The sequence below is a fragment of the Hyphomicrobiaceae bacterium genome, from assembly GCA_041397645.1.
Classification (GTDB): Bacteria; Pseudomonadota; Alphaproteobacteria; order Rhizobiales; family Hyphomicrobiaceae; genus Hyphomicrobium_B.
Genome location: JAWKWE010000004.1, coordinates 1,138,082 through 1,149,989 on the forward strand (window position 1 = coordinate 1,138,082; position 11,908 = coordinate 1,149,989).

Genomic DNA, 11,908 nt, shown 5'->3' on the forward strand with positions numbered 1-11,908 from the left:
TTTGCAAAGCGGAACTGGCTAGTAGTGCCGCTGACCAGATCGCTTGCCCAAGGAGGGTCAGCCTTTGGCTTCGCCCGCCGCGAGCGCAAGTTGCATGATCGTATCTGCGTAGAACACGAACGTCGCCACGTATGCAATCGCCAGCAGCACCCATTGCATCCCGGTGAGCGGGGGAAGGCGCAGGGCCGTAGCGCCCCGTTTCGATGCCAGCAGTGGCGCCACAAGCAAAAGTACGATCAGCAGTACGTAGCTCTTGATTGCGAGCGCAAGAGCAGCTCCGGCCACTAATGCGACAGCGTTGAAGACGCGTGCGGCGTTCTCGTTGAAGCGAGATAGCAAGGCCTGTGTGATCTGGCCGCCGTCTAATGGCAGGATCGGCAGGAGATTGAAGCCGTTCAGCAGCGCGCTCATCAACGTCAACTCCGTCATGAAGGCATCTTTGCCCTGCATGGCCAGGAACATGAACAATCCCGTCGACAGAAGGCTGAAGCCGGGTCCCATGAGAGCGATGAGCCCCCGCTCGGCTTCGCTTTCAAAACGGTCGGCGCTGACGGCGACACCGCCGAAAAAAGGCACGAAGTAGAGCCCTTTCACGGGGATGCCTGTCCAGCGCATCGCCATGACGTGACCGAGTTCATGGATGAGAATGACAAGGATCAGCATGGCAGCAGCCGACCATCCGAACATCGCAAAGAAGCTGGCGAAGGTGAGCGCGCCGGTCAGTAGCGCGTTCTTGATCGCGTCCTGGCCCGAGTCGCTCGTCCTGCCGGCGCGGAGCTGTGCATTCGCGCGCAAGCGGCGAATGTTTTGCACGGCCGCGAGCGGCACGAGGAGGCGGGAGGAAAAGCGCGTATGCGTGACTTTATAGGTAGAAGTGATCATTGAGGTGTGCTCATCGCCTGTCACGGCGAAAGCGCAAACATAGTCATCGCCCGGACAGCACTCGGGTGCGGATTCGGCCTTGAGAACCTCGATGGCCATGGCTTCACCCGGACGCTCGTCAAGCACGCGATAAGCCATCGGCAGATCGAGTTCGCCGATCTTCAGACGTCCGGTGTAGACGCCGGGACGTGTCGGGTCGGCATCGGTCGTGATTTCGATGGGCGGCGTGCCTTCCAGGCGGACCGAGTGCGCGGATGCGACGGCCCACGTCGCCGACTTGGGTGCATTCACGTCCATAGAGAGCGTGTAGCTCCTGCGGTTACGGCCAGCCATCGCGTCGAAGGGAGCGCGCAAGAACTCCCCAAGGACGAACCAAATGTGAGACAGCAGCACTAGCACGCGGATTTCAGGCTCTCGATGATCTGCGACGCCGGCAAAGAAACCGGACACGGCGCGCGCAAATGGCGGCCCCCCACCCTAATTCCTTCCCGGGTTGAACGCGAGTGCGGGGCCGATCAATATCTCGATCAATATTCGATGTAAGCAATATGAGCCCTTGGTCGCATCAAGCCGCTTCGGGGTTCAGTTCCACACGGAACCTTATTGCCTGAAGGACAAATGTGTTAACGCGCCGCGCAGGCGGGCTCAGCGAGGGGCGCGTGCTGAGATAGATCGCGGATTGTGGGGTTTTTGCCTGACAACGGATTATCTGGATCCCAGGCAAGCTGCACGGTGTCGAAGCGGCTCGCCTGTGCGTCGTAGATCAGAAGCTTGCCGGCGAGGCTTTCCCCGATGCTGGCGATTTCTTTCACGACCTCTGTGGCCTGAAGCGTTCCTACGACGCCAGCGACGGGACCCAGTACGCCAACTTCCGAGCAGTTGGCGACAAGCCCAGCGGGTGGCGCTTCCGGAAAGATGCAGCGCAAGGAGGGATAAGGCGTGCCATCGGGCTGCGTTTCGTGCGGCTTAAATACAGACACGTAGCCGTCCAACGGCCCGAGGGCGGCATAAACCAGGGTTTTCTTCATCAGGTAGCAGGCGTCCGATACCAGATAGCGCGTGGCGAAATTATCGGATCCGTCAGCTACAATGTCGTAGCGCGCGATGATGTCGAGAGCATTGCTGGCATCGATGCGTGTGCGGTACGTTTCCACCTTAACAAGCGGATTGAGACGCGCGATCGCGTCAGCCGCGCTTTCGACCTTGGGCCGCCCGGCATCGGCCGTGGCATGCAAGACTTGACGCTGAAGATTGTCGATGGAGACAACGTCGTCGTCGATAACGCCAAGCGTTCCCACGCCCGCCGCCGCGAGATAGAGCAGAACCGGCGAGCCAAGCCCGCCGGCGCCGATGACGAGGACGCGGGCGGCCTTGAGCTTCTGTTGGCCCTGGCCACCGAGCTCGCGCAATACGAGGTGGCGCTTGTAGCGCTGGGATTCCTCGGGCGTCAGTGTCGTCATCGGTTTATGTAATCCTGCGATCAGCTCTTGCCGGGATCGAGGAAGAGCTCGCTCGAATAATAGCGTTCCGCGCACGACGGCGAGAAGGTGACAATGGTCTTGCCCGCCATGTCCGGCCGTTCGGCCAGTGCGATGGAAGCGGCGAGATTGGCGCCGGTGGAAATGCCACCCGGAATGCCCTCGACCTTTGCGAGCATCCGCGAGGTTTCAAGCGCCGCTTCACTCGAGACCTGGATGATATCATCGATCAGCTTGGTGTCGAGGATGCTTGGGACGAAGCCTGCGCCGATGCCCTGGATCTTATGAGGACCGCGCGGTCCGCCAGATAGAATGGCGCTTGTCGATGGCTCAACCGCGATCATCTTCAAGTCCGGCTTGCGCGGCTTGAGGGCGCGGCCGACACCCGTGAGCGTTCCGCCGGTTCCGACACCTGCGACGATTGCATCGACCTTGCCGCCGGTGTCTTTCCAAATTTCTTCCGCGGTGGTCATCTCGTGCACGAGAGGATTGGCGGGGTTGTCGAACTGGCCCGGGATCACCGCGCCCGGAATCGTCTCGGCAAGCTCTTGCGCGCGTGCCACCGCTGCAGGCATTCCGCCCGGTCCCGGGGTGAGTTCCAGTTCCGCGCCGAGATGCGCGAGGATCTTGCGCCGCTCGATCGACATCGTCTCCGGCATCACGAGAATGAGGCGATAGCCGCGCGCTGCAGCAACGAACGCAAGTCCGATACCTGTGTTGCCCGATGTCGGTTCCACAAGCACCGATTTGCCTGGTGTGATGCGGCCCTGAGCCTCGAGTGTGTCGATCATGGATACGCCGATACGATCCTTCACCGAGGAGAGCGGATTGAAGAACTCAAGCTTCATAAGGATGTCGGCTTTGAGGTTCTTCTCACGCTTGAGATTGTTGAGCCGAACAAGCGGCGTATGACCGATGGTTTCAGCGATGCTGTCGTAAACGCGGCCACGTCCCCACGACTGTGTGGCGGCGAGCGTCTTGATCTCGGTGTTCGTCATCGGAGTTTCCCATGTGAATTTCTCGCCTCTCGCCAAAGACTTGGCAGCGAGGCCAATTGAGTGCTTGTCGCAAGGAATGGGGCATGGCTCAAGTTGCGCGGCAGAAAACGACGCCTCACGGGGCGTGGCACCAGGGTCAACGTTTCTTCTTGCGTGCGGGAGCGCGCAAGGCCGGTTTCGTCGGTTCGCTGACAGGCGCAATGGCATTCTTTTCCAGCGCTGTCGCGCCGCCCGTTGATCCAAACCCGCTGGCACCCCGCGCCGTTGGGGTCAGCTTTTGCGCAGCCTTGAGGCGCACGGTCGTCACCGGGGCGATAACCATTTGGGCGATGCGTTCTCCTCGCCTTACGACAAAAGGCTTCGGGCCATGATTGATTAAGATCACCTGCACCTCGCCGCGGTAGTCGGCGTCGATCGTGCCGGGGCTGTTAAGTACAGTGATGCCGTGCTTGGCTGCGAGCCCCGAGCGAGGGCGCACCTGGGCCTCACAACCGACCGGCAACTGCAGGACCAGTCCTGTCGGGATCATTGCGGTGCCGCCGCGGGCCGTGAGCCTGATAGGCCCATCTTCGGGAATGGCGGCCACCAAGTCCATCCCGGCCGCGTTCTTGGATTGATAGGCCGGCAGTGCCAAGCCGTTTGAATGCGACAAGCGCATCACTTTGACGAGTGGTTTCTTCATTCAGCGGCTGTCCTTGCCGACACGTCGTCGCTCAGGCTCGCCGCCGCCCGTTCCATCAGGCGCTCGGCAACCTCATCTTTGCTCATGTCAGGCCAGCTTTCGACGCCGCCAGCGCTGAGGAGATGCACGGTGTTGCGGTCGCCGCCCATGATGCCGGTTTCCGGGGAAACGTCGTTGGCAACGATCCAGTCGGCCCCCTTGCGCTTCAGCTTGCGGCGGGCGTGCTCCAGTACGCTTTGCGTTTCAGCCGCAAAACCGATCACCAGAGTCGGGCGCTGTCGCTTCAGGTGCGCGAGCGTTTTGAGAATGTCCGGGTTCTCGGTCAAGGCGAGCTTCGGCGCGGTCTCGCTGCGTTTCTTCTTGATCTTCTCCGACTTCGGCTTGGCGACACGCCAGTCGGCAACGGCGGCGGCGAAGATAGCCATGTCGGCAGGCAGCGCGGCCTTTGCAGCCTCAAGCATTTCATCCGCCGTGACCACGCGCACGATGTCCACGCCGACCGGTTCAGGCAACGACACTGGGCCCGAGACGAGCGTCACGCGCGCGCCCAGACGCGCTGCCGCCAAAGCGATTGCGTAACCTTGTTTGCCGGACGAACGATTGGCGATGTAGCGCACCGGATCGATAGGCTCGTGCGTCGGCCCGGCGGTGACAAGAACATGACGGCCAGCGAGCGCGCCTGACTTTGCGTCCGTAGGGCTTTGCGCGAGAGGCTGTGTGTGCGACGAGCCGAATGCCGGCTTGGACGCGACAGGTGCTTGTGTTTCAGGCGAGCCCAGTAAGCGCGCCACCTCGGCGACAATCTCAGGCACTTCGACAAGGCGGCCGACACCTGCCTCGCCGCGTTCGGCCATCTCACCAGACGCGGGGCCCAGAAAGTGAACGCCATCGTCCTTCAACAGGGTGACGTTTCGCTGTGTCGCTTTGTTTGCCCACATGTGCGGGTTCATGGCGGGAACCGCCAGGATCGGCTTATCGGTCGCGAGCAAAACGCTCGTCGCCAAGTCGTTGGCGTGTCCGCCAGCCATGCGGGCAAGCAGGTCTGCTGTGGCCGGTGCGACGATGATCAGATCGCAATCGCGCGCCAAGCGGATGTGGCCGATCTCGCGCTCGTCATCGAGATCGAACAGATCCGTGAAAACTTTTTCATTGCTCAGCGCGCCTGCCGAGAGCGGCGTTACGAACTGCTGAGCGGCCGCCGTCATCACAACGCGCACTTGGACCGACCGCTCGCGCAGGCGGCGGATGAGGTCCAGACATTTGTAGGCGGCAATGCCGCCGCCGATGATCAAAACTACGCGCTTAGACACCAAGATTGTCACCGTTGTGCGACCAACCATTAAAGTGGCCAGTTTTACCGGCCTTCTGTGTAGCACATCTGGGGTTGATAACCGTTAAGGAGCAGCGCCTTGACCTTCTCCAATGAGAGTTTACTTAAAGGCTTGGTTATGCTCGGTGCTCCCATGCCGCATGCCGGATATGTGGTAGCCGACATTATATGCGTCACGACAAAAAACACAGGAGGACGTTCGATGAGAAATGCGCTCTTCTCGCTGGCCGTGGCTTTGGGCCTGCTTGGCCTACCGGCAGCCGATGCTCGTGCCGACGATGCCAATGGCGTAACGATCTCTCATGCTTTCGTGCGCGCGACCCCGGGCGGCTCGAACATCTCTGCAGCATTCATGGAGATTGCCTCCGAGAAGGGTGACAAGCTCCTCAGCGCCTCCTCGCCTGCAGCGGGGCGTGTGGAGATCCACACTCACATCAAGCAGGGCGATGTCATGAGGATGCGGCGCGTGGACGATCTCGCCATCGAGGCAGGCAAACCCCATGCTCTCAAGCCGATGGGCGATCACATCATGCTCATGGAGCTCAAGGAGCCTCTTAAAGAAGGCGGCACTCTGAAACTTACGCTGACCTTCGAAAAGGCTGGAGCCGTTGAGGTGGACGCGCCGATTCTGGCACCAGGCTCGATGGGAGCGAATGGCGCGGCCGCAAAGCCAGCCGGGGATGCCGCCTCCGGACACCAGTCCCACGACCAACACTGACGCCAATTTGAGCACATCTTAGAGCTCAGGCAGCGCCTGGAAAAAGTGCAAAAATTTATCTGGCGCGGTGACTTGACGCACGCCGACAGTTGATGCATGTTGCCCGCGCTTTCGGTGCCTGGGCCGGCCCCGAGAACGCAAAAAAAAAGAATTAGGGTCCAAGTCTAGGGACGTTACGATAGGGCCGGTGCCTCCAGCGCCGGCTCTCTCTATTTCAGGGCTCGAGAAGCCTTCATCGCGCCGTTGTTCGCCTGCTTCGGGCCCAGGAACACACCGCGCAACGCTTTTTGCAGTTGGTTGCACCCGCCTTAGGCACCGTTGCCTTGATCGAACCGCGATCCTTGGCCACAAGTCCAGCTGACTAGGACTTGGGGGTAAGAATGAGCACGGACGAAGTAGCCGGAGCCAGTCGACCGACACGGCGGCTAACAGGGCTTTCGCTTGCCGCTTGGGCGTTCGTTTCGTTTGCCCTGCCGTTAGCTGCCCTTACCCTCAATGTGTTCAAGATCGTGGGTTTCCCCCTGGGCTTCTGGTTCACCGCCCAGGGCGCTCTGGTCGCTTTGGTCGCCATCGCGTGGCTGTTCACTTGGCGGGCCGGGGGCGACAGGGGCGCTGAGGGCATCCTGGCGTCGTTGGTGTTTGCTGGCGAAGCGATCGGCAGTGCCGGGTTCATAGGCTATGCGGGGCTGATTGCGGCGCTGGGTTTCGACGCCTTGTCCTATCCGCTCGGTGTCGTCTCCGGCCTCGCGCTTATGACTATCCTCATAGCGCCCAGGTTCGCGCTTTATCCCGTCTCCACCGTTGCGGGCTTCTTCTCTGCTCGGTTTGGCGGACTGTGGCCCCGGCGCGTGGCGCTGGCGGCATTAGGCGTTGCTTCGGTTTTGCTGCTTGCGGCAGATGTGCGAGGCGCAGGTTTGGCAATTCAGGCCTTAAGCGGGCTTGACCGTGCGACGTCGTTTGCGCTCGTGCCGGTTGTGCTGAGCGTTTCCTGGTTCAGCCTGGCTCTTGCCGGGCGTCGACGGCCAATCGGGGTTGTGTTCGCCATTCTGCTGAGCGTGTTCAGTTTGATGCTGATCGTATTTACGATGCTCCAGCATCGTCTACCGTTGCCGTATTGGTCGTACGGCATTGCGTTGCAGGATGTCGCCAACTTGGAAATCTCACTGATCGGCCGAAGGCTTGCGGACGTGAGCGCGCTGAAGCCAATGGCCTCCCCCTTCCTGCAGCTTTCCAATCTCAATTTCGCGGGGCTAGTTCTGGCGATGGCACTTGGCGTTGCCGTCCTACCGCAACTGCTGGGTCGGCATATCTCGCGCGCAGCGGTCGCGCCGGGCGAAGCGCCGCGTCGGGTTAGTATCGCGCTGACGCTGGTGGCGGTCTTCATGTGCGGTTTGGCGCCATTTGCCGTCTTCGCGCGCGTCGCGGTCGCCGAACTGGTCCAGTCCGGCGTCAAAGTGGCGGAGGCGCCAGCACCGATCACGCAGAGTTCGGGGAACGGCTGGATTTCCGTCTGCGGGGAGCAGTCCGCTTCGGCGGCCGATCTTGCTGCAGCGTGCGCCAAATCCAGCGGCCACAAGGGATTGCTCCGGCTTCAGGATCTGCGCTTCGACAACGACGCGTATGTGTTCGCGGCTTCTCGCGTAGGCGGATTGCCGGATGTGTTGTGGTTTGGGCTCTCGGGCGCCGCTTTGCTTGCGGCGCTCGTTGCAGGTCATGCGCTTCTTGCCGGATTTCTTGCTGCCGATGCGGAGGCGCGTCACCTGGGTCCGCCGGAAACAGACAGGCTCGACACGCGCTCGGTGGCGCTTGGCGTTTTGCTCTTACTGGCGGCGGTGACGATGGCTGCATTCTCGCCAGCCGATATTGTGTCGCTGGCCAGTGAAGGGTTGGCCCTCATCGCAGCTTCGATTTTTCCGCCTCTGCTGCTTGGACTGTTCTGGCGCAGGTTTGGCGCGCCGGGCGCGGTCGCAACCCTGGTCACGGGATTTGTAGCCGCGGGGGTCTACATCTTCGGCATACGTTTCGCACCGACGTTGATGTTTGATCTTACCGGACATTTGTCTACGGCGTCGCCGTCTGCGGTAAGCAGGTTTGCCGAGCTTCGCGCGGCGTTGGACGCGGCGACCGATCCCGCAACGCTCATACATTCGCAAACCGCGCTCTACGAGCAAGCGGCGAGTGTTGCGAACTGGTGGGGATTGCGTCCCGCGTCAGCGGTGCTGTTTGCTGTGCCGGCATCATTCTTGGCGGGCATCGCGGTGACGCTCTTCACCGCTCGGCGCGGAGTTCAGACTTGAACGAAACAGATGCGGCCTACGCATAGTCCCTTAGGGCGAATTTCTTAGATCTAGGAATCACGAGCGCGACGGGCAAATTCTATACTTCATCTATACTGTGGATCTTGCGCAGAATTTCAGAAGAAGTTGCGGCGGGCTGACGCAGTCCCGCTCCGTTATATTGTGCCAAACTTGGATTTTTGCGTTTGTGAATGGAGTCGCAGCAAGAAATACACCCTCCAAAAGAAGATGAAGAGTATTCAAGTCGCCTCGGCGACCTGAATATTAAGATCAATCTTTTTCGTTAACCAATTGTATAATTTGCGAGTTCTCAGGAAGCTCTTGTCCGTGTACCGCCGGGAATTGCGGTCAGTTGTGACTGCAATGGGTGGACGTTTCCAACCATGCCGGAAGGTTAAGCGCTTCGGCTCGGGAGGGACGTTCCAGGGTAGGGAGTATCCAATGCTGTATTCGCGTCTTGCCGGCAGGAGCCGGACGACTGTCGTGCGCCGTGCGCTCGCCGTCGTGGTAGCTGCTATCGCACTTTTTGTCAGCCCGTCGTGGATGTGCTCAAAGGCGGCCGCCGCCGACAAGCCCTTCTGGGAAAAGTCGGAGGCTGCTCCGAAAGCGAAGAAGTCCTACTACACGAAAACATCTTACAAAAAATCTTCCTACAAGAAGTCCGCCTCCCGGAAGTCGTCCTCCAAATATGCCTATAAATCGTCGGGCAAGAAGAAGTCGTACGCTTCGCGCAAAAAGCTTGGCGGATACGCAGCCGCGAGCGAGGGCAAGAAAAGCAACAGCAAAGGCTATCGCGTTGCTTCGCTCGGCGATGATGCTTATGGCAACTACAAGCCGAAAAAGAGCCTCTCGGGTGGAGGCGTGCGCTGGATTGCAAGCTCAAGCTGCTTGAACGGAACTCTCAGGTCTGTCGTGTACCAAGTGGCTTCGAACTTCGGGCCCGTCACCGTCAACTCTACCTGCCGCAGCAAGGGTCACAATCGCGCTGTCGGCGGTGCACCCAACTCCCAGCATCTCACCGGCAATGCCGTTGACTTCCGCGTGCATGGAAATATTCGCGGCGTCTACGCATTCCTGCGTTCTTCCGGCAGCGTCGGCGGCTTGAAGCACTACGGTGGCGGTCTGTTCCACATCGACACCGGCGCTCGCAGGACCTGGTAATCGCCAGCGCCAGCGTAGCGTGCACGCAGCAAACGAACGCCCTCCCAGCCAGCGGTGCGCCTCAAGCGCCACTGGCCTTGGAGCCCGCGCGTCCGGTTGCGATGGTCTGGTGTAGCAGTAGAACCGGAAGCAGGCCGATTACGACGATGCTGATGGCGCCGAGGGCTGCTTCTTCAAAGCGCTCAGCAGCTGCCAGCCCGTAGACGTGTGTTGCCAGGGTTTCGAAGTTGAACGGGCGCAGCAACAGAGTGGCCGGCAACTCCTTCATGGCATCGACGAACACCAAAAGCGCGGCTGCCGCCAACGCCGGCGCCAGCATCGGAATGTGAATCCGGGCAAGGATTGTCCACACGCTCGCACCAAGCGTCCGCCCCGCTGCGTCGAGGCTCAGCGAGATGCGATTGAGACCAGCCTCAATCGAGCCGAGGGCGACGGCGAGAAACCGCGTCACCAGCGCCAGCGTCACGGCGAAAAGCGTTCCAGACAACATTAGACCGGTGCTGATGCCGAAGGTCGCGCGCATGAAGGCGTCGACTCTGTTGTCGAAGGCCGCCAGCGGGATCATCAGCCCAATGGCAAGCACTGTGCCGGGCAGGGCGTATCCGGTGGAGGCGATGCGCGTTGCGGTGTCGGTCAAGGGATTGCGCGCCACGCGCGCGGCATAGCCGAAGAACATGGCGAGGGTGACCGCGCAAAAGCTCACGATGCCGGCGAGTAAAAGGCTGTTGGCGCCCGCGGAGGCGAACTCTGACGGCGACCAGCCCTCCGGGTGGAAGATCGCGTGACGCGCGAGCACCGCGAACGGCGCGACGAAACCGGCCAGAAACGGCATGGCGACCAGAGCGAGGGCGCCCCAGCCGCGCCAGCCCGTCAGCACTTCGAAGGGAATTGCACGCACGCGCCCGGTTGTGTCGTGCGTACGTGCGCCGCCGCGGGCATAGCGTTCAAGCATCATGAGCGCCAAAACGAAACCCAACATGACAACCGACAACTGAGCAGCACCCGCCAGATTTCCGCGCTGCATCCACGTCGCGTAGATGCTGGCTGTCAGCGTCTCAACGCCGAGATACTGCACAGCGCCAAGATCGTTGAGACACTCCATCAGCACCAGAGCCACCCCGGCGGCAAGTGCGGGTCGCGCCAATGGTAGCGCAACCGCCCAGAACGCGGCCGGAGCTGTTCGGCCGAGCGTGCGGGCGACCTCGAGTACGCACACCGATTGCTGCACGAAACTGGCGCGGGCCGTCAGGTAAACATAGGGATACAGAACGGCGGTAAACACGATGATCGCGCCGTTGAGCGAGCGAATGTCGGGAAAGAAGTAATCCGATGGAGACTTGAAGCCAAAGGCCGCGCGAATGGCTGATTGGACGGGTCCAGCATAGTCGAACAGTTCAGCATAGGCGTAAGCAACGATGTAGGTCGGCATCGCGAGTGGAAGAACCAGCAGTCGGTCTGCCAACGCTCGTCCTGGAAACCGATACATGGTCACAAGCCACGCCGATGCGGTGCCAATAACGAGCGTGGCGGTACCGGCACCGATCAAAAGCAGAAACGTGTTGAGCAGGGCATGGGGCAATACCGTCGATGAAAGATGCGCCCAGATGTCGTCGGCAGGCGACGCAGCGAGCACGACGACGGCAACGACCGGCAGCGCGAAAAGTCCCGCAATCGCAATCGCAATTGCGGACCACATCGGGGCATTTCGCACGGCTTGCGCACCCCGTTTCCCCGCACGCAACAGGCGCGCCATCAGTGGCAGTGCAGGCACTGGCCGCTGTGAGGGTAACGAGGATGGCGCAATCGTCATATGAGCGTCGGCTTTCGATTACTGCAATCTCGGCCGCGGCATGATGAGCGGACAGTTGGCTGAGCAGATCGAGGATGCGCTGAGCATCTGGCCTGCCTCCTTCAACTCGATTGCAAACTCCTGGGCTCTTGCAATCGTATCGCCAATATCGTTGGAGCCAATGAGAGCCGCAGCGCATGCACATAGCGCCGAGCGCTGATCGTGCTGGCAACCTGCGATCACTGAGATGGCGAGGCATTCGTCACGGCAAAAGCCGCGGCATTCGGCTGGATAAATCTCAATGTCGCGGTCGGCGCTGACCATGGCGGCGCGAACGAATTGCGATAGCGACATCACCACGGATCGGGTCGCGCTAGCGCCTAAGCTCGCCTCATAGGCGTTCCATGTCCATTCCCACAGACTGATATCGCCTGTTTGGAAGCCGGAGAGCCATCCGCGAAAGCCGACGCCGACAAGGCGTTCGGGCGTGCGGCCGGGAAAAGGAACCACCAGGGCGGGCTCTGCATCGAATGTGCCGTTGGCACGCGTGAAGTGCTTAGTCATTTTGGATCT

The 11,908-nt window shown here is 60.8% G+C and carries 10 protein-coding genes; 3 read left to right on the plus strand and 7 right to left on the minus strand.

The annotated features are described in order from the left end of the window. Window positions 1-57: 57 nt before the first annotated feature. The 5 genes from R3D51_05275 to R3D51_05295 form a co-directional block, all read right to left on the minus strand. Complete coding sequence (locus R3D51_05275) at window positions 58-1,332, minus strand: site-2 protease family protein (protein MEZ5898891.1); 1,275 nt, start codon at window positions 1,330-1,332, stop codon at window positions 58-60. A 173-nt stretch (window positions 1,333-1,505) separates the two neighbouring features. Then, window positions 1,506-2,342, minus strand: coding sequence for a HesA/MoeB/ThiF family protein (locus R3D51_05280; protein ID MEZ5898892.1), 837 nt, complete (start codon window positions 2,340-2,342; stop codon window positions 1,506-1,508). 20 nt (window positions 2,343-2,362) lie between these two features. Beyond that, on the minus strand, window positions 2,363-3,358 hold the full coding sequence (cysK, locus tag R3D51_05285; GenBank protein ID MEZ5898893.1) for a cysteine synthase A: 996 nt from the start codon (window positions 3,356-3,358) through the stop codon (window positions 2,363-2,365). 136 nt (window positions 3,359-3,494) lie between these two features. Continuing rightward, window positions 3,495-4,040 (minus strand): dUTP diphosphatase, encoded by a 546-nt coding sequence (gene dut, locus R3D51_05290; GenBank protein MEZ5898894.1) that lies wholly within the window; start codon window positions 4,038-4,040, stop codon window positions 3,495-3,497. Beyond that, a complete protein-coding gene (locus R3D51_05295) occupies window positions 4,037-5,356 on the minus strand; it encodes a phosphopantothenoylcysteine decarboxylase (protein ID MEZ5898895.1) in 1,320 nt (439 codons plus the stop codon). Before R3D51_05295 ends, dut begins: the two co-directional genes overlap by 4 nt. A 216-nt stretch (window positions 5,357-5,572) precedes the next feature. On the opposite strand from R3D51_05295, the gene R3D51_05300 reads away from it, so the two are divergent. The 3 genes from R3D51_05300 (at window position 5,573) to R3D51_05310 (ending at window position 9,546) form a co-directional block, all read left to right on the plus strand. Next, window positions 5,573-6,088 carry a copper chaperone PCu(A)C gene (locus R3D51_05300; GenBank protein MEZ5898896.1) on the plus strand — a complete coding sequence of 172 codons (516 nt, stop codon included), beginning with the start codon at window positions 5,573-5,575 and terminating at the stop codon, window positions 6,086-6,088. Between the two features lie 380 nt (window positions 6,089-6,468). Next, window positions 6,469-8,385 carry a DUF4212 domain-containing protein gene (locus tag R3D51_05305; GenBank protein MEZ5898897.1) on the plus strand — a complete coding sequence of 639 codons (1,917 nt, stop codon included), beginning with the start codon at window positions 6,469-6,471 and terminating at the stop codon, window positions 8,383-8,385. Between the two features lie 441 nt (window positions 8,386-8,826). Then, window positions 8,827-9,546, plus strand: coding sequence for a D-Ala-D-Ala carboxypeptidase family metallohydrolase (locus R3D51_05310; GenBank protein MEZ5898898.1), 720 nt, complete (start codon window positions 8,827-8,829; stop codon window positions 9,544-9,546). Between the two features lie 61 nt (window positions 9,547-9,607). Here R3D51_05310 and R3D51_05315 read toward each other — a convergent pair whose 3' ends face one another. Continuing rightward, a complete protein-coding gene (locus tag R3D51_05315) occupies window positions 9,608-11,242 on the minus strand; it encodes an iron ABC transporter permease (protein MEZ5898899.1) in 1,635 nt (544 codons plus the stop codon). Window positions 11,243-11,374: 132 nt separating this feature from the next. After that, on the minus strand, window positions 11,375-11,899 hold the full coding sequence (locus R3D51_05320) for a hypothetical protein (GenBank protein ID MEZ5898900.1): 525 nt from the start codon (window positions 11,897-11,899) through the stop codon (window positions 11,375-11,377). Window positions 11,900-11,908: the final 9 nt, after the last annotated feature.